This is a genomic window from Micromonospora sp. CPCC 205546 (assembly GCF_036902715.1).
GTDB lineage: Bacteria > Actinomycetota > Actinomycetes > Mycobacteriales > Micromonosporaceae > Micromonospora.
The window spans coordinates 82,161-102,438 of sequence record NZ_JBAKHL010000005.1 but is presented as its reverse complement, the minus strand read 5'-3'; the positions used below and the strand labels follow the sequence as shown (position 1 = coordinate 102,438).

Genomic DNA, 20,278 nt, shown 5'->3' with positions numbered 1-20,278 from the left:
GGAAGCGTGATGACCACCAAGCCCTTGCTGATGGCGCCGAACCGGATCGAACTGGCGATCGGCGGGATGACCTGCGCCTCCTGCGCCGCCCGGATCGAGAAGAAGCTGAACCGGATGGACGGGGTGAGCGCCACCGTCAACTACGCCACGGAGAAGGCCACCGTCCAGTACCCCGACGAGGTCACCCCGGACGACCTGATCGCCACGGTGGAGAAGACCGGCTACACCGCGGTCCTGCCGCCGCCGCCCACGCCCGCCGGCGGTGAACCGGCCGCCGAGCCGGTGGACGAGCTGCGCGGCCTGCGTACCCGCCTCTGGGTCTCGGCCGTGCTCACCGTGCCGGTGATCGCGCTGGCGATGGTGCCGGCCTGGCAGTTCGACTTCTGGCAGTGGCTGTCACTGACGTTGGCCGCCCCGGTCGTGGTCTACGGCGGCCTGCCCTTCCATCGGGCGGCCTGGATCAACCTGCGGCACGGCGCGGCGACCATGGACACCCTGGTCTCGCTCGGCACCCTGGCCGCGTTCGGCTGGTCCGTCTGGGCGCTCTTCCTCGGCACCGCCGGTACGCCCGGGATGACCCACCCCTTCAGCCTCGCCATCAACCGCACCGACGGCGCCGGCAACATCTACCTGGAGGCGGCGGCCGGGGTCACGGTGTTCATCCTCGCCGGCCGCTACTTCGAGGCGCGGGCGAAGCGGACCGCCGGGGCGGCCCTGCGCGCGCTGCTCGAACTGGGCGCCCGGGACGTCGCGGTGCTGCGCGACGGCACGGAGACCCGGATCCCGGTGGACCAGCTCGCCGTGGGGGACCGGTTCGTGGTCCGGCCCGGCGAGAAGATCGCCACGGACGGCGTGGTCGACGAGGGCACCTCGGCGGTCGACGCCAGCATGCTCACCGGCGAGTCCGTCCCGGTCGAGGTCGCTGCGGGCGACCCCGTGGTCGGCGCGACCGTCAACGCGGGCGGCCGGCTGGTGGTCACCGCCACCCGGATCGGCGGCGACACGCAACTGGCCCAGATGGCCCGGCTGGTCGAGCAGGCGCAGACCGGCAAGGCGGCGGTCCAGCGGCTGGCCGACCGGATCTCCGGCGTCTTCGTGCCGATCGTGATCGCCCTCGCGGTGGGCACCCTCGGCTGGTGGCTCGGCAGCGGATCGGGCGCCACCGCCGCGTTCACCGCCGCCGTGGCGGTGCTGATCATCGCCTGCCCGTGTGCCCTCGGGCTCGCCACGCCCACCGCCCTGCTGGTCGGCACCGGCCGGGGCGCGCAGCTCGGCGTTCTGATCAAGGGGCCGGAGGTGCTGGAGTCCACGAAGCAGGTGGACACCGTCGTGCTGGACAAGACCGGCACCGTCACCACCGGCCGGATGACCCTGGTGGACGTGCTCCCGGCGGCCGGCGAGGACCGCGCCGAGCTGCTGCGGCTCGCGGGGGCGCTGGAGTCCGCGTCCGAGCACCCGATCGCCCGGGCGGTCGCCGCCGGGGCGGCCGAGGCGGGCACGCTGCCGCCGGTGGACGGCTTCGCCAACTCCGAGGGGCTCGGGGTGAGCGGGACGGTCGAGGGCCGGGAGGTGCTGATCGGTCGTCCCCGGCTGCTGCGCGAGCACGGCCTCGACGTACCGGAGGAGGTCGCCCGCGCGGCTGCCACGGCGGAGGCCGAGGGACGCACGGCGGTGCTGGCCGGTTGGGACGGCCGGGCCCGGGGGGTCCTTGCGGTGGCCGACGTGGTCCGCCCGACGAGCCGGGCGGCGATCGCGCGGCTGCGCGCGCTCGGCCTGACACCGGTGCTGCTGACCGGCGACAACACCACCGTCGCCCGCGCCGTGGCCACCGAGCTGGGCATCGACGAGGTGATCGCCGAGGTGCTGCCCGCCGACAAGGTCGACGTCGTGCGGCGACTCCAGGACGAGGGACGGACGGTGGCGATGGTCGGTGACGGGGTCAACGACGCCGCCGCGCTGGCCCAGGCCGACCTCGGCCTGGCCATGGGCAGCGGCACGGACGTGGCGATCGAGGCGTCCGACCTGACCCTGGTGCGAGGCGACCTGATGGCCGCCGTGGACGCGATCCGGCTCGCCCGGCGCACCCTCGGCATCATCAAGGGCAATCTCTTCTGGGCCTTCGCCTACAACGTGGCGGCCCTGCCGTTGGCCGCCGCCGGCCTGCTGAACCCGATGATCGCCGGCGCCGCGATGGCGTTCTCCTCGGTCTTCGTGGTCGCCAACAGCCTGCGGCTGCGCGGCTTCCGCCCGGTGGCCTGACCGCTGCGCCCGTGCCGTCGGCCCACCCACCGGGCCGGCGGCACGGGCGCCCGTCGGGGCACCGACCCGGGGCCCGGGCTGACGGTGCGTGACCGGAATGGTTGGACGGCGGCGGGACGGGGTACATCAGGGGGCGTACCGGCACAGCCAATCGGGAGGTTGACATGGGTTTCGATGACAAGATCAACAACACGACCGAGGATGCGGCCGGCAAGCTGAAGGAAGGCGCCGGCCGGGCCACCGACAACGAGCGGCTCGAGGCCGAGGGGCGCAACGAGCAGGCCGGCGCGAAGCTGAAGCAGGCCGGCGAGAAGATCAAGGACGCCTTCAAGAGCTGACATCCGTACACGCCCTCCGCCGGATCGGTCCAAGCCGACCCGGCGGAGGGCGTTACCGGCGTCTCCGGGCGACGTGACCGGCGGACGGTGCCGATCCTTGCCAGGTCGACGTCCCACCACCGCGGCGTCGGCCGAATCCGTGCCGTCACCCGAGGACGGCCGAGACCCCGAACGGGAGGTCCCCGTGTCCCGATCCGTCGTCTACGCGCGGCGTGCCGCCGCGACCGTGGCACTCGGGGTGCTGGCGATGGGATGTCAGGAGACCGCACGGGAGGAGGCCGCCCGCACCGGCGCGTCCCCGGCGGGTACGACGGCTCCGGCGAGCCCCACCCCGAGCCCCTCCCCGGTGGCCACGACCGCCGCCAACACCGCCGAGGTCTGCCGCGAGGTCGACCGGGTCATCGTCGCCGGCAGCCGGCGGATCGCCGCCGACTCGGCGGCCTCCCTCACCCGTGACCTCACCGGGGAGCAGGTCGCCGACCAACTCCGGCGCAACCTGGCCGGACTGGCCGACGACGTACGCGCCCAGGCCCGCCGGGCCGCCGACCCGCAGATCCGCACCCTGATCGAACAGACCGCGGACCGGATCGACGCAGGCTCCCGGGAGTCCCGGCCGGCCGCCTGGATGGACGCCACCTTCACCGGCATCCCGCCGAAGCTGACCCGGGAGTGCCGCGCCTGAGCCCGCCCGGGCAACCCGGCCCGCCGGCGCGACCGGAGTCGGACCCCGGCGGTGCGGAACCTCAGCGGCGACCGCGTACCTGGCGCTTCGGGGCACCTCCGGCCCCGAGCGAGGCCCGGTCGGCGGCGGAGGTGCCCGACGACCAGCCCTCGGCGTCGCGGACGGTCAGCCGGCCCCGGGTGACGCCGGGGAAGAGCGCGCCGAGGTGCTCGCGTACCGCCTCCGCGCGGGTGGCGAGCACCGGCAGCAGCCGCTCGGACCCGGCCTTCGCCGTCGCCTCCCGGTCGGCCGCGTCGGTGGCGGCCCGCAGCCGCTCGCCGATCCGCAGCGCGAAGGCGTTCAGGAAGGACTCGTCGTAGTCCCGGGTCCGCCGTCCGGCGCCCCTGGCCCGCCGTTCGCCCCGGCCGCGCAGCATCGCGGCGGTGGCCTGCACCAGCAGCGAGGTGTAGAGCAGCTCGACGGCCTCCAGGTCGGCCGGCCAGCCCAGCACCGTCGTGAACCCGAGATCCTCGGACCAGACCGCCTCGCAGCGGTTCGCCGCCGCCACCTCCTGCACCAGCAGCGCCTTCGCGCCCGCGTACGGGGGCTCGGCGCCGAGTCGCACCCCGCCGGGCCGGTCGGCGCGCTCGGCGCCGCCGGCCAGCAGCGCCTGGTCGATGCTGTGCCGGGCGATCAGCTCCTGGGCCTTGCCGGTGAGCGCCTCCGCCTCGGCCGGGTAGGTGGTCGACTCCGCCTTGGCCAGCAGCGCGCGCACCCGGTCGAGCATCCGGGACCCCCCACCCGATCCGCCACGTGCGCCATCCGGCGACGGCGCGCCGGGCGGCGGGCGCAGCACGGCGATCGGCGGGAGCCCCTCGGCCAGGGCCAGCGCGTCGACCGCCGCCCGCAGAGCCGTGAAGCGGTCGCATCCGACGCGGGCCGACCAGGCGGCCAGGTGGCCCTCGTCGGCGTCCCACCACACCGCCGCCCCGAGGTCGCGGAGCTGGTCGTCCCACCAGGGCGGCACCGGATCGGCCAGGTCCCGGCGGTGCGCGGCGAGCGCGTCCGTGACCAGCCCCGCCGCCCGGGGGCCGAGCCGGCGGGTCGCGAGCCGGCCGAGGTCCGCAGGCTGCCAGCCGTGCCGTGCCAGCCGCCCGACGGCCCGGGCCAGTCGACGCAGGAGGGCGGCGTCCACGGCCGCCGCGCCGTCCGTCGCGCCCGTTCCGATCATCAGCCGGTCGAGCTGCCGCTCCGCGAGGCGTACGTCGGTGCCGCGTACCGCCGCGAGCGTGTCGCTGATGAGTTCCTCGGCGTCCGGCACGGCCGTGTCCTCTCAGGGTCTGCTTCTCCCGCGCCGGAGACGATCGTCGCCCGCCCGCCGAAGGTACCCCCGGGCCCGCCCGCCGTCCGCCGGTCGTGACCGGTGCCACCGGAACCTCTCGGCACGACCGTCCCGTGACGCGAACTCCCGCATGCTTCGACCGGTCCCGGGGTAGTTCGGGGGGACACGAGCGATGCGGGGTGGTGAGATGGCGCGATCGCGGTTTCCGGGCTCCGACGCCCCAGACCTCCGCCGGTCGGTCCTCGCCGCCGCGGTCATCGGCGTGGCCGTGATGGCGGCCGTCGACGAGATCGTCTTCCACCAGATCCTCGGCTGGCACCACTTCTACGACCGGTCCACGCCCTCCGTCGGGCTGCTCTCCGACGGACTGCTGCACTCGGCCGAGCTGCTCGCCCTGGTCGGCGGCTTCTTCTGGTACGCCGACCTGCGCCGTCGGGGCGCCCTGGTGCCCCGGGCCGCCTGGGGCGGGTTCCTGCTCGGTGCGGGGGCTTTCCAGCTCTTCGACGGCATCGTCGACCACAAGGTGCTGCGGCTGCACCAGATCCGCTACGGGGTGCACCTGCTGCCGTACGACGTGGTGTGGAACGTGGCGGCGGTGGCGCTGCTGCTGCTCGGCGCGTGGGTGATCTGGCGGGTGCGGTCCCGCCAGGGCCGCGACGCGCCGTGACGGTGCTCGCGCACTCCGGTGCCGCGGCCGGGCCGGACCCGCTGCCGCTCGCGGCGGTCGCGGTCCTCGCCGTCGCCTACCTGGCCGCCGTGTCCTCGGACCGGCGCGGCTGGCCTCGTCGCCGTACGCTCGCCTGGCTGACGGGCTGCGCGGTGCTCGCGGTCGCCCTCGGCCCGCTGGCGGCCGGGCCCGGCGACCCGCGGGTGCACATGGCGCAGCACCTGCTGCTCGGCATGTTCGCGCCGCTCGCGCTGGCCCTCGGCGCGCCGGTGACCCTGCTGCTGCGGGTCGTGCCGCCGCCGTCCGCCCGCCGGGTGAGCCGGTTCCTGCGGGCCAGGCCCGTGCACCTGCTCGCCCATCCGGTGACGGCGGCCCTGCTCACCACCGGCGGGCTGGCGCTGGTGCTGCTCACGCCGCTCTACGCGGCGGCCGAGCGGAATCCGGTGCTGCACCACGCCCTGCACGTGCACTACGTCGCCGCCGGTTACCTCCTCGCCTGGTCGGTGGCCGGCCCGGACCCGGCGCCGCGCCGGCCGCGCCCGGCGGTGCGGGTCGGCGCGCTGCTGGCCGCGGGGGCCGGGCACGCCGTGCTGGCCAAGTTCCTCTACGCGCACGCCACCACCCTGCCGCCCGGACTGCCCGAACGGGACGTCGAGGCGCTGCGCGCGGCGGCCCGGTTGATGTACTACGGGGGAGACGTCGCCGAGCTGCTGCTCGCCACCGCCCTCTTCGCCGCGTGGTACCGCCGCCGGCGGCCGCGCCGGTCGGCGCCCGCCACCGAACGCGGGACCGACCGCCGGCGGGGTGGACCACCCACGCGACGCCCCCGCCGCGAGGCCGACCGGGTCGGTCCGGTCAGCCGGTGTACGGGTTGCCGGCCGTCATCCGCAGGGTGAAGCCGTCGCCGTCACGCTGCCAGGTGACGTGGTTGCAGGACTGGTAGGTGATCCAGAGGCCGAGCCCGCCGGGGGCGCCGTCGGACGCGGGGAGCAGCCCGCAGAAGGGGTCGCCCGGCCCGTCGCCGCCGTCGCTGACCGTCGTGACGATGCGGTCGTCACCGGCCCAGACGCGTAGCCGCACCGGCGGCCTGCCGTGGCGCACCGCGTTGGTGACGATCTCGCTGACCGCGACGACCAGGTCCTCCACGTCGTCGACCGGCACCTGACCGTGGTCGGCCTTGTGCACGGCGGCGCGCGCCTCGGCCGCCGTCGGGTCGGTCAGTTCGACGGCCGGCGGCCGGGCCTGGAGCGGGTCGGGCACGACCGGGAGCGGTTGCCGCAGGTAGTCCGCCGGCGGCGTCCAGGTGGGACTGGGCACGTGCCGACCGTCGGGGGTGGCGAACCGGGGGTGCGTCCGGGCCACGTCCGCCAGCACCTGCGGCGGCGTGATCCGGGTGTCGTACGCGCACATGCTCCACAGCGGGAAGTCGTCGTACGCGTGGTTTATCGCCGACTCGTAGCGGGCCCACCAGTCCCAGGTCGCGCCGAACGAGGTCGGGGACACCTCACCGATGATCCGGATCTGCCCGGCGCCGGCGGCCACCTGCTCGGCGAGGAGCTGGCGGTAGAAGCGGATCGTGGCGGCGGGCCGGGAGTAGAGGTCGCCGCCGGGCAGGAACTCGACCCCGGCACCGGCCGGCAGCGCCGCGCGCACCAGCCCGCCCGTGCGCTCACCCAGGGCGACGAAGGTGGGCTCGCCCGCGTCGACGCCGCCCAGCAGGAACGGCACCGCCACCGCGAGCAACTCGTCGTCGCAGTCGTAGCGGACGGCCTCGTGGTAGTAGCCATGGTGCGTGGCGGCCGCGCCGGTCCTCATTGCGTGACCTCGACCCGGATCCCGGGCAGGTGCAGCAGGTCGGCCAGGCGGGCCACGGCCGGGCGGGGGGTGCGCAGCACGGCGGTCGCGCCGCGTCGCTGCGCGTACTCGGCCAGGTGGGCCAGGGTGCGGTGGTCCAGGAAACGCAGGTTGTCGGCCGACAGCACCAGCTCACCGTCGACGGGCCGCAGGTCGGCGCGGTCCAGGGCGGTGCGGAACAGTTCGTGGTTCGACATGTCCAGCTCGCCGGCGAGTGCGGCGTGCCCGTCGGTGGGCGCCACGGCGTAGAGGTGGAACAACAGGTCCTCGACGTTGGTCTGCGGATGCATGCAGGCCAGCTCGGCGATCGCGCGGTCGCCCAGCTTCGGCCGGTGGTAGGCGCACATGGCCTTGAACGGCCGGGTGCGCATGTAGCGGTCGATAAGGTGCTCGTAGCGGGTGAAGACGTCCAGTTGGGTCGGGGTGCGGACCAGTTCGGTGGCCTCCGCGACCACGCGCAGCCCGGTGTGCCCGGCGGCCAGCGCCTCGTCCGTGGCCGACGAGTAGGCGGCGACCTGCGCCGCCGGGTCGACGGCGTGGTCGAGCGAATAGGTGGAGAGCAGGGGGACCACCGCGGCGGCGCCCCGGCGCTCCGCGGTGGCGAAGTCCGGCCGGGTGCGCAGCCGCTCGGCCACCACGTCGGACGGGCGCGGGGTGACGTACCAGAAGCGTTCGCCGGCGGCGAGGCTCGCGGCAAGGTGGCGATCCGCCTGGTCGGCGAGGGACTCCGGATCGTCGTACGACCAGCAGATGTGACCGCCCGGCGCGTCCCGCCGTTGACTGCTGATCATGTCGAATACCTCACGACAACCAGTGTAGGCCGCCGTGGAACCCGCACCAGGCTCGCGACCTGCCGGGACGCGTCGGGCGGCGGAAGGCCCTCGCCAGTCCGTCACCCGACCCGGCCGGCGGGTCGTCCGGTCAGGCGCTCCGTGCGCCGCTGAGGCGGGTGGAGCGCGGGAAGGACGCCCAGATGTTCTTGGTGGCGCCCGTGGCGTACCAGCCGACGTCGAGGGAGAGGGCGCGGGCCAGCTCCAGGCCGCGCCCGCCGTCGCCGACCGGCCGGGCCTCGGCGAGCTGCGGCAGCGAACCCAGGTCGTGGTCGGCGACGTCGAGGATCAGGTAGTCGTCGGTGGCGAGCAGCCGGACGATGGTCGGCGGGATGCCGTGGCGCAGGGCGTTCGTGGCCAGTTCCGTCGCGATCAGTGCCACGAGCTCGGGCACCTCCTCCAGGGCCTCGCCCTCACCGAGCACGTCGCCGGTCAGCTCCTCGTGCAGGGAGGCCCGCAGGGCACGCAGGTCCGCCGCCTTCGACAGGGCCCACCGGCGCAGCTCAACGGCCTGCGGCGGGGGTGGGGAACTGCTCAGCTTGCCCATGGCCCCCTCCTACCCGGTCTCCGGCCGGCTCACGCGCGGGCGCACCGGTCAACGCACCGGATCGTGGGTGCCGCGGGGCACCCCGGGGCGGCAGCGGCGTACCCGTTCGGCGGCCATCCGCCCGCCCACCGCCAGCCCGTGCCGCTCCACCGCCGTCAACCCGTACGCGCCGCAGGTCGGGGTGAACCGGCAGCGTCCCGGCCAGTGCGGCGACAGCCACCGGCGGTAGCCCCGGATCGCCGCCACCCCCGCCCGGTCCAGCACCGGCGCGCGGGTCGCCGCCGCCGTCACCGAGCCGAACGTCAGCAGGGTGGAGAACAGCCCGAGGTCGCAGCAGTCGCAGCAGCCGTCGGGATTCTTCGACTTCGACATGAGCCGTTGCTGCCGGCGGTTCTCGCGAGCTGTCTCACGCAGACGTCTGAACATGCACCGCATCATCGACCAGCGCGCCGAGGGGCGTGCCGTCGCCCCGGAACCGGTCGCGTTCGGGACACCGACGCGCTGGTCGAGCCGGCCGCGCGGGACCCGCCGCGCGGGACCCGCATGTCGGGCGGTGGTCGCGGGTAGTGCACAAGGAGCTACCGAGAGGAGACTGTCGTGCCCAGCACCACGATGCCGATGCTCGAGACGTACCCCAAGCCGATCAACCTCGACCGGGCCAGGCTGGCCGCCGTGATCGACGCGTTGAACACCTGCGCCCAGGCCTGCACCGCCTGCGCCGACGCCTGTCTGAGCGAGGACATGGTCGCCGAGCTGACGAAGTGCGTACGGACGAACCTGGACTGCGCGGACATCTGCACGACGACCGCCCGGGTGCTGTCCCGACACACCGGCTACGACGCGAACATCAGCCGGAGCCTGCTGGAGGCGTGCGCCACCGCCTGCAGGTCCTGCGGCGACGAGTGTGCCGGCCACGCGGGCATGCACGAGCACTGCCGGGTCTGCGCCGAGGCCTGCCGCGCGTGCGAGCGGGCCTGCCGGGACCTGCTCGCCACCATGAGCTGACCGGGCCACCGGCGGTCGGCGTGCCCAGCCGCGCGACGCGCCGGCCTCCCACGCGGGAGGCCGGCGCGTCCTGTGCCCGTCCCGACGATCGGGCTCCATATACCCACGGGGGGTATATGGTGGTCGGGAGGAGGCGACATGTCCCACGACCCGCACCACGAGCACGGCGCCCGCAGGCCGCCCGAGTCGACGCCGGGTGGGTCGCCGGGCTCCGGCGGACCCGTCGACGGTGCGGGCGGGCACGACGGCCGGCCCACGCACGCCGGGCACGGCGGCCACGACAAGCACGCCGGGCACGACCCGGAGCAGTTCCGCCGCAAGTTCTGGCTGAGCCTGGCGCTGACCGTGCCGATCGTGCTGATCAGCGACATGGTGATGGACTGGTTCGGCTACCGGCTGGAGTTCCCGGGCGTGGGATGGGTCGGCCCGGTCCTGGGCACGGTCGTCTTCCTCTACGGCGGCTGGCCCTTCCTGGCCGGTGCGGTGCGGGAGGTGCGCGACCGGGCCCCCGGGATGATGCTGCTGATCGCGATGGCCATCACGGTGGCCTACGTCGCCTCGGCGGCGACCGCGCTCGGCGTCTTCGACCTGGACTTCTGGTGGGAGCTCGCGGCCCTGGTCACGATCATGCTGCTCGGGCACTGGCAGGAGATGAAGGCCATCGGGCAGGCGCAGGGCGCGCTGTCCGCCCTGGCGGCGCTGCTGCCCGACGACGCCGAACGGGTGACGGCGGGCGGCGACGTCGAGCGGGTGTCGGTGGCGGACCTGCGGGTCGACGATCTGGTGCTCGTCCGCCCCGGCGCCCGGGTGCCGGCCGACGGCCGGATCACCGAGGGCGGCGCCGAGCTGGACGAGTCCATGGTCACGGGCGAGTCGCGGCCGGTCTCCCGCGGCCCCGGGGACCGGGTGGTGGCCGGCACGGTGGCCACCGACGCGGCGATCCGGGTACGCGTCGAGGCGGTCGGCGAGGACACCGCGCTGGCCGGCATCCAGCGGCTGGTGGCCCAGGCGCAGCAGTCCAGCGGTCGCGCGCAGGTGCTGGCCGACCGCTTCGCCGCCTGGCTGTTCTACGTCGCGACCGTGGTGGCCCTGGCGACCCTGGTGACCTGGACCGTGCTCGGCGACCTCGGTGCGGCCGTGGTGCGTACGGTCACCGTGCTGGTGATCGCCTGCCCGCACGCGCTCGGCCTGGCCATCCCGCTGGTGATCGCGCTGTCGACGGCCGTGGCGGCCAGGGGCGGGATCCTGGTCAAGGACCGGCTGGCGCTGGAACGGATGCGCACGGTCGACGCGGTGCTGTTCGACAAGACCGGCACCCTGACGCGCGGCGAGCACGTGGTGTCGGCGGTGGCGGCCGCGGGCGGCGGCAGCGAGGACGAGGTGCTGGCCCTGGCGGCGGCCGTGGAGGCCGACAGCGAGCATCCGTTGGCCCGGGCCATCGTGGCGGCGGGGACCGGGCGCGGCGTGTCCCGGCGGGCGACCGGGTTCCGCTCGCTGACCGGGCGCGGCGTCCGCGCCGAGGTCGACGGCACGGCGTACGCCGTCGGCGGGCCCGCCCTGCTCCGCGAGCTGCGCGCGGAGGCGCCGCCCGACCTGGCCGACCGGCAGGCCGACTGGTCGCACCGGGGCGCGGCGGTGCTGCACCTGCTGCGCCTCGACGGCGACACGGCCACCGTCCTCGGTGCCCTCGCGCTCGAGGACCAGGTCCGCCCCGAGGCGCGGGAGGCGATCGCCGAGCTGCGGGAGCAGGGCGTCGGCAAGATCGTGATGATCACCGGAGACGCGCGCCCGGTCGCCGAGGCGGTCGCCGCCGACCTCGGGTTCCGGCCCGGCGTCGACGAGGTCTTCGCCGAGGTGCTGCCCGCCGACAAGGACGACGCCGTGGCCGACCTGCAACGGCGCGGGCTGCGGGTGGCGATGGTCGGCGACGGGGTGAACGACGCCCCAGCCCTGGCCAGGGCCGACGTGGGCATCGCCATCGGCGCCGGCACCGACGTGGCGATCGAGTCCGCCGGGGTGGTGCTCGCCTCGTCCGACCCGCGCGGCGTCACCGGCGTGATCCGGCTGTCGCGGGCCTCCTACCGGAAGATGATCCAGAACCTGGGCTGGGCGGCCGGCTACAACGTCGTCGCCCTTCCGCTGGCCGCGGGGGTGCTGGCCTGGGCCGGGGTGACGCTAAGTCCGGCGGTCGGCGCGATCCTGATGTCCGCCTCGACGATCGTGGTGGCGCTCAACGCCCAACTGCTGCGCCGCGTGCGCCTGCGTCCCGTCGAGGGGTGACGAGCGGACAGCAGCGGGAACCGTCATTTATCCGTCACCGGCCATTCGATCGGCTGCCGATGATCTCCGGCAACGTCGCTCGTTATGAGACGGCCGTGGGGAACCGCCGACGTAACGCCTGATCTGCCGGCCCGTCCGCCACCATTTCGCTCCGACCGACCGAGGCTGATCTGGCGTGAAGGTCCAGGTGGCGTACGTCGATCGTGCTCTTGACTGTTCCTGCTGCTCTCATGTCTTCTGGACTGCGCTTCGCATGGGTCGTGCGGGAACAATTCGGAGGCGCGTTGAACGGGCCGGGCAATGGGCAGGCACAATTTCGGGCCTGGCCGAGGGCGACGCTCCTCGGCCGGATGAATCCGACGACGAGCCGAGCACTGTTGGGAATCGGGACCGGCGTATTGTTCCCGCCCGACCGTGTGATCATCCGGCAGGGCGACCGTGACAGTCACGTTTATCTTCTGCTCTCCGGCATCGTCAAGGTCACCACAATGGAGGCGGACCAGGAATCGATGCTCGCGGTGCGGGTCTCCGGTGACATGGTCGGAGAGATGGCGGCGCTGGAGCGGCGACCCCGCTCCGCCAGCGTGGTCACGTCCGTGGAAACCCGCGCCCGGATCATCAGCCGTGCCGAATTGACGGCGTTCATCGGCTCGTACCCGGACGCGGCGCTGGAGCTCATGCGCATGATGAGCGAGCGGCTGCGCTGGTCCAACAGTCGACGGGTGGACATCACCACCCGCCCCGCCGGGGTGCGGCTCAGCCGGATCATCCTGGAGATCGGGCGGATCTACGGCCACCGGGCAGCGGACGGCTGGGACCTGGGCGTGGCCCTGACCCAGGCCGAGTTGGCGTCTCTTGCCGGTGTCGCGCTGCGCACCGCCGAGAAGGTGCTGCACGGCCTGAACAAGGACGGTCTCGTCGCCCGCGGATACCGACGAATGGTGATCACTGATCTGGCGGGCCTGCGGCGGGCGGCGGAGATGTGTGACGAGATCCCGCACTGAGACGGATTGATCTTGGGGGATCGGCGTCAGAGTGGGGCCACCGAACCGATGCGGCAGGAGAGCGGATCATGGTGGCCCGATCTACGAGTACCGACCGTCGTTTGTGCGTAGCCGTCGACATGCAGGGTTACGGCCGCCGGGCCGGCCGTCAACACACCGACATCCAGCAGAATCTGGTTTCACTGATCGCCGACGCGGCGTCGCGTGCGGGTCTCGACCACGACACCTGGGATACGCAGCGCAGCGGAGACGGCGAGCTTTCGGTGCTTCCGACCGGTCAGCGCGAAGATCTGCTGGTCGACGACTTCGTCCGCGAGCTGGACACCGGGCTGCGCCGGGTCAACGAAGGGCGTAAGGCTGACTGGTGCATCCGCCTGCGCCTGGCGATCCACCACGGGCCGGTGTGGCGTGCCGCGAACGGATTCGCCGGAAGTGCGCCGGTCACCGTGGGGCGCCTGCTGGACAGCGACCAGTTGCGGCAGGCCCTCCATGCGTCCGATGAGACGTTCCTCGCGGTGATGCTGTCCCGCCAGGTCTACGAGGACACCGTGGTCGCCGCGCACACCAGCCTCGAGCCGACCGATTTCGTGCCCGTGCGGGTCCGCGCCAAGGAATCCGAGCACGTGGGCTGGGTGCGGGTGCCGGGCCTCGCGCCGTCGGCGCTGAAGCGCGCGTTCGGTGAGAAGGCCGCCGCGGCCGAGGGTCGTGAGGATGCCGCTGCGGCAGATGGCCGCGACCGGCCGCGGCAGGCCGCGACAGCCGACAGCGAGGGCCGGGTACAGCAGGCCGGCCGCGACCTCACCGGCGCGCGCTACGGCGGGGGCGAGGGCCCGACGTACGTCAACCACAACACGTTCGACAAGGGCGTGACGGTCGATCGGAGCGTCATCGGTTTCAACTTCGGGGGCGAACGAAATGGCTGACGACGAGCCGGGCGCCCCAGTTCCGCCGGCGGAGGAGAAGCCGACCGACGAGAACCCCCCAGGTGCCCCGGCGTCGCCGGCGGCGGAGTCCGAGGAGGACCTCCGCGACGAGGTGCACGAGCACGCGAGGTACATCAACTACCAGTACTTCTACGGCGTCTCGGCGTCGAACTCGAACTTCGGCATGTCGTTCGACGGGTCCTCGGGCCGTCCTGCCGCGGCCACCGGGCCCATGCGGCCCGAGGAGGTGCGGCACGCCCTTCGCTGCTACCTCCGGCCGCCGGAGGCGTTCCGCAAGGCGCGGGACGTGCTGAACCGGTGCGGCATGGTGGTCCTCTGCGGTCCTGACGGCATCGGCAAGTACACCGGGGCGATCGCGCTGCTGCACGAGGTGGCGTCGGACCAGATCCCACCCACGAACATCTCGCCGGCGTTGTCCCTGACCGAACTGGCGCGGCTCAAGTTCGGCAACGACGGCGGTTACATCGTGCGGGACCAACTGCGCGACGGAGAGGCCAGCGCCGTCCAGCAGTTCGAGGTGCAACGACTCACCGCCGCGCTGCGGGGACAGGCGCATCTGGTGATCACCACCAACCTCGGGGTGCGGCCCCGGGGCCCGCTGGCCGATCTGATGGTCGACTGGGCGGCGCCCGATCCTGTCGAGTTGTTCGACAAGTGGCTCGCCGAGATGCCAGGCGAGGTCCGCGACACCCCCGCGTTCGCGCAGTTGCGTGAGCACGTCCGCACGCTGATCTGTCCCCGGGACGTCCTCAAGGTCGTGGAACTGCTGGCGGACGGCCCGGAGCAGGCGCTCGCCGGGTTGAGGAGTTCCGAGCAGGAACGCGTAACAGCCTGGTTCGATCGTGAACCGAGCGTTGACGAGGTGCTCGGGGTCGCCGCGCTCACCTTCGCCGCGGGCACGCCGGAGCCGACGTACGAATTCCTGCTCGACCGCCTCAAGGCGCTCTACCGCCAGAGGATCGGTCCCGTCCCGGCGGCCCGCGTGGAGACCGGAGCCGCAGCCGTGGGCACCGTGATGCCGCAGTCCCGACGCCGCGACCGGAACGACAGCCTGATCGCCGTCGACAACAGGAAGCAGCTGAATCTGGACGGTGAGGCCGCCGGGCGCAGCGTGTCCTTCGCGCAGCCCGGCATGCAGGAGTTGGTGCTGCGGCAACTGCACGACCGTTACGGCTACGAGTTGTGGGCTCCGCTTCGCGACTGGTTGGACGAGGTCGCCGCCCGCCCGCCGTCTTCGCTGCACATACGTCTCGGCATCGGTATGGCGCTCTACAGCACGCTGTCCTTCCAGGAGGTCGAACACGCGATCCTCGATCGGTGGGCGGACGGCACCGCCCCGGAACGCCTCGCGGCGGCCTCGACGCTGTCCTGGATCGGCTTGGACGGCCGCAACGCCTCCGCGGCGCTCGGCATCACCAAGCGGTGGGCACAGAACTCCGGCCAGCGACGGGCGACGACAGCCGCGAGCGCACTCGGCGGACCCCTGGGCGCACGGTACTCGTCCGACGCGCTGCGCTGGCTGTGGGCCCTCGCGATGCGGAGCGTCAGTATCCGCATGGTCGCCTGCGCGGCGCTGGGCATGCTGTTCGCCACCGCCGCGGAGGACCCGGACACCACCCGTCGGGTGCTGAAGTTCCTGCAGATCCAACTGCGGCGCTCGCTCGAGCCCGGCTCCCGCCAGCGAGACCGTCGGGCCACCTTCGAGACGGTGCTCAACGTCCTGTCCGCCCGGCAGGAGCCGACGGACGCGCTGGTGGCGGCCACCGTGATCCGGCAGGACCAGCGGAACGCCGCTCGGCTCGGCTCGCTGTGGGGCGAACTGTTTCGCAGCGCCCCGCACCGGAGCCGGACCCGGGCGACGCTGTTCGCCGCGCTACAGGCGCTGAACGGCGACCAGGACTCCCTGCCCGCCGTTCGTCGACTGGGGGAGGCGATGCGCGAGGTTCTCTCTCCACCGCAGTGGGCGGACCTGGACGGGGGCCTGCGGCAGGAGGCGGGCCGTGCCGAAAACGGGCTGCCCCTCACCACCGTGCTGACGGCGCTGCTCGGGCGCCGGTCATCGACAACCACCACCTGGCCGTAGGGAGAGCCCGATGACTGACAGTACCTATCCGGTGATCTGCGAACGCCCACTCGACCGACCCCGTTCGTCCTTCCTGAAGTTCGCCCGGCGGGACCTGTCCGAGCTGCCGCGGCAGGAGCCGGGGACGGTCCTCGTGTTCGATCTGGGCAGTCGGTATGCGGTCTTCGAGGACCGCCGGCACCTCACCGGCCGTGAGGAGGCGGTGGTGGAGGCCGTCGCCGTCAGCCTCGTCCACGTACGCCCCAGGCGGGTCACGGTCGACGTACGGATCCCGTCGAAGAGCCCGGCGGACGTGTTCCGCGTCCGGGTGGCCTTCCAGTGCCGCGTCACCGACCCCGAGACCGTCGTCCGGGACGGCCTGCTCGACGTGACCGGGCCGTTGCTCGACCACATCAAGCGGGACCGGGAGCTCGACAGCCTTGGCGTCAGCTATCCCGTCGACGCCATCAACGAGGTCCGCGACGAGGTCAACGCCGAGCTGAGCGCGTACTGCACCATCCACCCGCCTCGGATCCGGGGAATGGAGGTGGAGTTCGGGATGGTCGAGGTGGCGACGCCGTCCGCGCTCGTCGACCACGCCTCGAAGATCCGCGACACGAAGTGGCAGCAGAACCTGAAGGACCTCGAGGGCGGGTTCGTCACGAAGCAGGCCGAGGAACTGGCCGACCTGATCCGTACCGGCCCCGAGGTGCTGGAGGCCCTGGCCATCGCCCGCGGCGAGACCAGGGTGTCCCACGCCGCCGACCGGGCCTACGCCCGATCGGCGGAAGACCAGGGCAAGATCACGGAACTGCTGGCCATCCTGCAGAAGGACGGCCACCTGGAGCGTCTGAACGTCGATCCGAGCCTGCTCGTGCAGGCGTTCACCGACAGCCTCCGACTGCGTCGGTCGGAGCCCGCCTCCGGGATCGAGTCCGGCGGCGGGCCTGGGCAGCGGCCCCGCAGCATCACCGCCGAGGGCGGCGACGATCTGCTCCTGGACGAGGACGAACTGAATGATGAACAGTCGTAGTCCCCAGGAGGGACCGTCGCCGGAGGCGGCCGCCGTGCAGGAGCCCACGACCGGCAGCGACGCCGCCGTGCACGTGGAGAAGGCCCCGACGGACCGGGGCCCCGGCCGCTACCTGCGGGTGCTGACCGGCGTCGACGAGGACATGCTGGCGTGGGTGCCGACCGAACGCGCCCGATACACCGCGCTGGGCGGGGTCGTGCTCGGGACGGCGGTGCTCGCCGGGTTCTCGATGTGGAACGCACTCGGCGCGGTGTTCGGCCGCAACTACTGGTGGCTCGCCCTGCCGGTGCTCGCGTGGACGCTGTTCGTGCTCAACCTCGACCGCTGGCTGGTGGCCACGTCGACCGGGTCGCAGTGGCGGCGGCGGGCGTCGGTGCTGGTACCCAGGTTGGTCGTCGCGGTGTTCCTGGGTGTCGTGGTGGCCGAACCCCTGGTGCTCAAGATCTTCCACACGGCGGTGGAGGAGCACATCCAGGACGGCCGCAAACAGGAACTCGACGACCTCCGCGGAAGCATCGTCGCCTGCAATCCGCTGCCCACGGATTCCCGGGAGAGGACGATCACGACGCCGTCGGACTGCCGGCCTTTCGTCGTCGCGTCGGGAGCATCTCCGACCGGTGCCGCCAGCCAACTGTCCGCTGCCCGGAAGGACGCGTCGGCGCTGCGCAAGCAGATCGACGAGGACACTGCGGAACTGCGCCGCCTGCGGGACCTGACCCGGCGGGAATGTGCGGGTGCCAGCGGCAGCGGACTCAGCGGTGAGGTCGGCGAGGGCCCCCGTTGCCGACGCCTGGAACGCCAGGCCCAGTCGTTCGAGGCGGAACACCCGATCGGGGCGGACAACGAACGTCTCGTGGCCCTGCAGAGGACGATCTCGGAACTGGAGTCGCAGGTCCGTGCCGGCACCGAGACCGCCGAGCAGCAACGGGCCGCCGAGATCGACAGGCAGGTGGCCGAACTGGCGAGCCACCAGGGCGCGATCGGGTTCCTGGAGCGACTGGAGGCACTCGGTGATCTCACGGAGGACGTGCCGTCCCTGCTCGCGGCCACCTGGCTGATCCGCATCTTCTTCATCCTCATCGACTGCCTTCCGGTGCTGGTGAAGTTCATGACCGGAGCCACGGCGTACGACCGGTTGGTGGACCAGCGCATCGCGAGCACCGAGCGTCTTCACGAGAAGGCGACGCGCAGTGCCGAGTCGACCGTGGCCGAGGATCTCGATGTCCAGCGCCACCGTGCCCGGGCCGACGGTGACATGCGGCGCCAGCGCATCGACTTCGAGGTGCGCAGGCACACCGCGCAGATCGAGGCCGAGGGGAGCAGTGCGGTGCAGGAGCTGGCTCGACGTCTGCGACGGTCGGCGGCGTCCCCGCCAGGGGCCTCCGAGGACGCATCGACGCCCCGACCGCGAAACGCCCGGGTCAACGGCGCCCGGGCGTCGTCCAGGACATCAGCCGAAGGCGACATCTGACCACGAGGAGGGCATCGATGGATCCGAGCCAATGGGCGGAACTTGCACAGGCCGGGGCGGCCGCGCTGGTGGCCGCGATGGCGACCGAGGCGTGGACCGCCGTACGCGGCACGGCTGCCCGGCTGGTCGGCGGCAGCGACGAGCGTGACGCGGTCGCGTTGGAGTGGCTTGAGAAGCGGCGGCAGGACCTGGCGACGCTGCCCGGCCGCGATCGGGACGCGGCCACCGACGCACTGCGCGAACAGGTCGCCGGTGTGCTGTTGACCCGGTTGACCGACGATCCCGACCGCGCCTCGTTGGTGGAGCGGGTCGTGTCGGCGGCCAACGCTCCGACGCAGCCCGTGACCGTCACCCAGCACGCGTCCGCCACTCTCGGCGGTCGGGTCTACCAGGCAGGGCGGGACGCCACGTTCGTCGACCGGTAGGGGTGACCGGCCCGCGGTGGCGGGGTGCCCCGTCACCGCAGGCCGAGGCGGGTAAGCAACCGACAGTTCGAATTGTCTTGACAATAAATTTTGTCGGTGGGACGCTGTGGTCATGTTCGACATCGCAGTGATCGAGGACCCGGCGGCGGCCGAGGCGTCGCTGGACCCGATGCGGGCCCGGTTGCTGGCCGCGCTCGCCGAGCCGGCCTCGGCGACGATGCTCGCCGCCCGCGTCGGCCTGCCCCGGCAGAAGGTCAACTACCACCTTCGGGCGCTGGAGCAGCACGGCCTGGTCGAGCTGGTGGAGGAACGCCGCAAGGGCAACGTCACCGAGCGGGTCATGCGGGCGACCGCGGCGTCCTACGTGATCTCGCCCGCGGCCCTCGCCGCCGTACGGCCGGACCCGGCGCAGGCCCCCGACCGGCTGTCGGCGCGGTGGCTGCTGGCGCTGGCCGCCCGCCTCGTGCAGGACGTGGGCGCGCTCGTCACCGGAGCGGAGCGGGCGAAGCAGCGGGTGGCCACGTTCGCCGTCGACGGCACCGTCCGCTTCGCCTCGGCGCGCGACCGGGCGGCCTTCGCCGAGGAGCTGGCGGCCACCGTCGCCGCCCTGGTCGGCAGGTACCACGACGAGAGCACGCCCGGGGGGCGCGAGCACCGGGTGGTGGTCGCCCTGCACCCCAGCGCCGACCCCGACGACAGCACCACCGACGAGGAGCACTGACGACATGGGACACCACTTCGAACTGCGCAAGGACGTCGAGCTGGCCGCCACGCCCGAGCAGGTGTGGGAGGCCATCGCCACCGGCCCGGGCATCGACTCCTGGTTCATGGGCCGCAGCGAGGTCGAGCCGGGCGAGGGCGGCCGGACCCGCCTGACGATGGCCGGCCACGTCGAGGAGGCGACGATCACCGCGTGGGAGCCCGGCAAGCGGCTCGCCGACCGCACCGCGACGGCCCCGGACGGCACCTTCATCGCGATGGAATACCTCATCGAGGGCCGCGAGCGGGGCAGCACGACCCTGCGGCTCGTCCAGAGCGGCGTCCTCGGGGACGACTGGGAGACCGAGTACGAGGCGATGGCGGCCGGCTGGGACATGTACCTCGGGACGCTGGCGGCGTACCTCGCCCACTTCCCGGGCCGGACCGCGACCCCGGTCTCGGCGTTCCGCCAGGGGGTCGGCGGCGCGGACCGGGCGTGGGCGGCGGTGGCCGACGCCTTCGGCGTCGCCGGTCCGCTCGCCGAGGGCGACCGGGTCCGGTTCACGGTCGCCGGGCTGCCGCCGATCGAGGGCGTCGTCGACCTGGTGGGCCTGCCGACCTTCGTCGGCGTCCGCACCGCCGACGCGCTCTACCGGTTCCTCCACTCCGGTGCCGAGCGCGGCGACGCCCTGGTCCTCGGTCACCACGTCTTCGCCACCGGGCACGACCCGGCCGGGGCCGAGCGCGCCTGGCAGGGCTGGCTGACCGCCCTGCCCCTCGGCTGACCCGCCGACCGGCCCGGCGGGCCGGAGCGGGGCCCGGCCCGGAAGCCCGGCGGACGGTGCCGGTCCGGACGC

The 20,278-nt window shown here is 73.3% G+C and carries 20 protein-coding genes; 15 read left to right on the top strand and 5 right to left on the bottom strand.

The features are described 5' to 3' along the window. Window positions 1-9: 9 nt before the first annotated feature. The 3 genes from V6U77_RS04265 (at window position 10) to V6U77_RS04255 (ending at window position 3,279) form a co-directional block, all read left to right on the top strand. Window positions 10-2,259: a heavy metal translocating P-type ATPase gene (locus tag V6U77_RS04265; RefSeq protein WP_334604856.1), complete on the top strand. Its 2,250-nt coding sequence runs from the start codon at window positions 10-12 to the stop codon at window positions 2,257-2,259. A gap of 164 nt (window positions 2,260-2,423) precedes the next feature. Then, window positions 2,424-2,597, top strand: a complete 174-nt coding sequence (locus V6U77_RS04260) for a CsbD family protein (RefSeq protein WP_101413916.1) — start codon at window positions 2,424-2,426, stop codon at window positions 2,595-2,597. Between the two features lie 184 nt (window positions 2,598-2,781). Continuing rightward, entirely contained in the window at window positions 2,782-3,279 is a 498-nt protein-coding gene (locus V6U77_RS04255) for a hypothetical protein (RefSeq protein ID WP_334604855.1), read from the top strand. Between the two features lie 61 nt (window positions 3,280-3,340). Here V6U77_RS04255 and V6U77_RS04250 read toward each other — a convergent pair whose 3' ends face one another. Next, on the bottom strand, window positions 3,341-4,579 hold the full coding sequence (locus tag V6U77_RS04250; protein ID WP_334604854.1) for a DUF2786 domain-containing protein: 1,239 nt from the start codon (window positions 4,577-4,579) through the stop codon (window positions 3,341-3,343). A 208-nt stretch (window positions 4,580-4,787) separates the two neighbouring features. Between V6U77_RS04250 and V6U77_RS04245 the strand changes: the two genes are divergently transcribed. Then, window positions 4,788-5,267 (top strand): DUF2243 domain-containing protein, encoded by a 480-nt coding sequence (locus tag V6U77_RS04245; RefSeq protein WP_334604853.1) that lies wholly within the window; start codon window positions 4,788-4,790, stop codon window positions 5,265-5,267. Beyond that, on the top strand, window positions 5,264-6,163 hold the full coding sequence (locus tag V6U77_RS04240; protein ID WP_334604852.1) for a cytochrome c oxidase assembly protein: 900 nt from the start codon (window positions 5,264-5,266) through the stop codon (window positions 6,161-6,163). The genes V6U77_RS04245 and V6U77_RS04240 overlap by 4 nt, the downstream gene beginning before the upstream one ends. Here V6U77_RS04240 and V6U77_RS04235 read toward each other — a convergent pair. The 4 genes from V6U77_RS04235 to yidD form a co-directional block, all read right to left on the bottom strand. Further along, window positions 6,123-7,082, bottom strand: a complete 960-nt coding sequence (locus V6U77_RS04235; protein ID WP_334604851.1) for a sensor histidine kinase — start codon at window positions 7,080-7,082, stop codon at window positions 6,123-6,125. The genes V6U77_RS04240 and V6U77_RS04235 overlap by 41 nt on opposite strands. After that, a complete protein-coding gene (locus V6U77_RS04230; RefSeq protein ID WP_334604850.1) occupies window positions 7,079-7,912 on the bottom strand; it encodes an MEDS domain-containing protein in 834 nt (277 codons plus the stop codon). The genes V6U77_RS04235 and V6U77_RS04230 overlap by 4 nt, the downstream gene beginning before the upstream one ends. A gap of 130 nt (window positions 7,913-8,042) precedes the next feature. Then, window positions 8,043-8,498 (bottom strand): ATP-binding protein, encoded by a 456-nt coding sequence (locus V6U77_RS04225; RefSeq protein WP_334604849.1) that lies wholly within the window; start codon window positions 8,496-8,498, stop codon window positions 8,043-8,045. 48 nt (window positions 8,499-8,546) lie between these two features. Beyond that, window positions 8,547-8,924, bottom strand: a complete 378-nt coding sequence (yidD, locus tag V6U77_RS04220; protein ID WP_334604847.1) for a membrane protein insertion efficiency factor YidD — start codon at window positions 8,922-8,924, stop codon at window positions 8,547-8,549. Window positions 8,925-9,095: 171 nt separating this feature from the next. Between yidD and V6U77_RS04215 the strand changes: the two genes are divergently transcribed. The 10 genes from V6U77_RS04215 to V6U77_RS04170 all read left to right on the top strand — a co-directional run bounded on the left by V6U77_RS04215 (window position 9,096) and on the right by V6U77_RS04170 (window position 20,206). Beyond that, window positions 9,096-9,503: a four-helix bundle copper-binding protein gene (locus V6U77_RS04215; protein ID WP_334604846.1), complete on the top strand. Its 408-nt coding sequence runs from the start codon at window positions 9,096-9,098 to the stop codon at window positions 9,501-9,503. Between the two features lie 138 nt (window positions 9,504-9,641). Next, entirely contained in the window at window positions 9,642-11,783 is a 2,142-nt protein-coding gene (locus tag V6U77_RS04210; protein WP_334604845.1) for a heavy metal translocating P-type ATPase, read from the top strand. A gap of 230 nt (window positions 11,784-12,013) precedes the next feature. Continuing rightward, window positions 12,014-12,787, top strand: a complete 774-nt coding sequence (locus tag V6U77_RS04205; protein WP_334604843.1) for a Crp/Fnr family transcriptional regulator — start codon at window positions 12,014-12,016, stop codon at window positions 12,785-12,787. A gap of 119 nt (window positions 12,788-12,906) precedes the next feature. Beyond that, window positions 12,907-13,710 carry a hypothetical protein gene (locus tag V6U77_RS04200; protein ID WP_334604842.1) on the top strand — a complete coding sequence of 268 codons (804 nt, stop codon included), beginning with the start codon at window positions 12,907-12,909 and terminating at the stop codon, window positions 13,708-13,710. Beyond that, complete coding sequence (locus V6U77_RS04195) at window positions 13,703-15,814, top strand: hypothetical protein (protein WP_334604841.1); 2,112 nt, start codon at window positions 13,703-13,705, stop codon at window positions 15,812-15,814. Before V6U77_RS04200 ends, V6U77_RS04195 begins: the two co-directional genes overlap by 8 nt. A 10-nt stretch (window positions 15,815-15,824) precedes the next feature. After that, complete coding sequence (locus V6U77_RS04190) at window positions 15,825-16,826, top strand: hypothetical protein (protein WP_334604840.1); 1,002 nt, start codon at window positions 15,825-15,827, stop codon at window positions 16,824-16,826. Next, on the top strand, window positions 16,813-18,297 hold the full coding sequence (locus tag V6U77_RS04185; RefSeq protein WP_334604839.1) for a DUF4407 domain-containing protein: 1,485 nt from the start codon (window positions 16,813-16,815) through the stop codon (window positions 18,295-18,297). The genes V6U77_RS04190 and V6U77_RS04185 overlap by 14 nt, the downstream gene beginning before the upstream one ends. A 17-nt stretch (window positions 18,298-18,314) precedes the next feature. Next, window positions 18,315-18,722, top strand: coding sequence for a hypothetical protein (locus tag V6U77_RS04180; RefSeq protein ID WP_334604838.1), 408 nt, complete (start codon window positions 18,315-18,317; stop codon window positions 18,720-18,722). Between the two features lie 112 nt (window positions 18,723-18,834). After that, window positions 18,835-19,443 (top strand): ArsR/SmtB family transcription factor, encoded by a 609-nt coding sequence (locus V6U77_RS04175; RefSeq protein WP_334604837.1) that lies wholly within the window; start codon window positions 18,835-18,837, stop codon window positions 19,441-19,443. A 4-nt stretch (window positions 19,444-19,447) separates the two neighbouring features. After that, window positions 19,448-20,206: an SRPBCC family protein gene (locus V6U77_RS04170; RefSeq protein ID WP_334604836.1), complete on the top strand. Its 759-nt coding sequence runs from the start codon at window positions 19,448-19,450 to the stop codon at window positions 20,204-20,206. Window positions 20,207-20,278 lie beyond the last annotated feature (72 nt).

Bases quoted from the DNA above. Each gene is read 5' to 3' on its own strand.
- V6U77_RS04265 (WP_334604856.1), top strand. From the start codon at position 10: ATGACCACCAAGCCCTTGCTGATGGCGCCGAACCGGATCGAACTGGCG.
- V6U77_RS04260 (WP_101413916.1), top strand. From the start codon at position 2,424: ATGGGTTTCGATGACAAGATCAACAACACGACCGAGGATGCGGCCGGC.
- V6U77_RS04245 (WP_334604853.1), top strand. From the start codon at position 4,788: ATGGCGCGATCGCGGTTTCCGGGCTCCGACGCCCCAGACCTCCGCCGG.
- V6U77_RS04235 (WP_334604851.1), bottom strand. From the start codon at position 7,082: ATGAGGACCGGCGCGGCCGCCACGCACCATGGCTACTACCACGAGGCC.
- V6U77_RS04230 (WP_334604850.1), bottom strand. From the start codon at position 7,912: ATGATCAGCAGTCAACGGCGGGACGCGCCGGGCGGTCACATCTGCTGG.
- V6U77_RS04225 (WP_334604849.1), bottom strand. From the start codon at position 8,498: ATGGGCAAGCTGAGCAGTTCCCCACCCCCGCCGCAGGCCGTTGAGCTG.
- yidD (WP_334604847.1), bottom strand. From the start codon at position 8,924: ATGTTCAGACGTCTGCGTGAGACAGCTCGCGAGAACCGCCGGCAGCAA.
- V6U77_RS04210 (WP_334604845.1), top strand. From the start codon at position 9,642: ATGTCCCACGACCCGCACCACGAGCACGGCGCCCGCAGGCCGCCCGAG.
- V6U77_RS04205 (WP_334604843.1), top strand. From the start codon at position 12,014: ATGTCTTCTGGACTGCGCTTCGCATGGGTCGTGCGGGAACAATTCGGA.
- V6U77_RS04200 (WP_334604842.1), top strand. From the start codon at position 12,907: ATGCAGGGTTACGGCCGCCGGGCCGGCCGTCAACACACCGACATCCAG.
- V6U77_RS04195 (WP_334604841.1), top strand. From the start codon at position 13,703: ATGGCTGACGACGAGCCGGGCGCCCCAGTTCCGCCGGCGGAGGAGAAG.
- V6U77_RS04190 (WP_334604840.1), top strand. From the start codon at position 15,825: ATGACTGACAGTACCTATCCGGTGATCTGCGAACGCCCACTCGACCGA.
- V6U77_RS04185 (WP_334604839.1), top strand. From the start codon at position 16,813: ATGAACAGTCGTAGTCCCCAGGAGGGACCGTCGCCGGAGGCGGCCGCC.
- V6U77_RS04180 (WP_334604838.1), top strand. From the start codon at position 18,315: ATGGATCCGAGCCAATGGGCGGAACTTGCACAGGCCGGGGCGGCCGCG.
- V6U77_RS04175 (WP_334604837.1), top strand. From the start codon at position 18,835: ATGTTCGACATCGCAGTGATCGAGGACCCGGCGGCGGCCGAGGCGTCG.
- V6U77_RS04170 (WP_334604836.1), top strand. From the start codon at position 19,448: ATGGGACACCACTTCGAACTGCGCAAGGACGTCGAGCTGGCCGCCACG.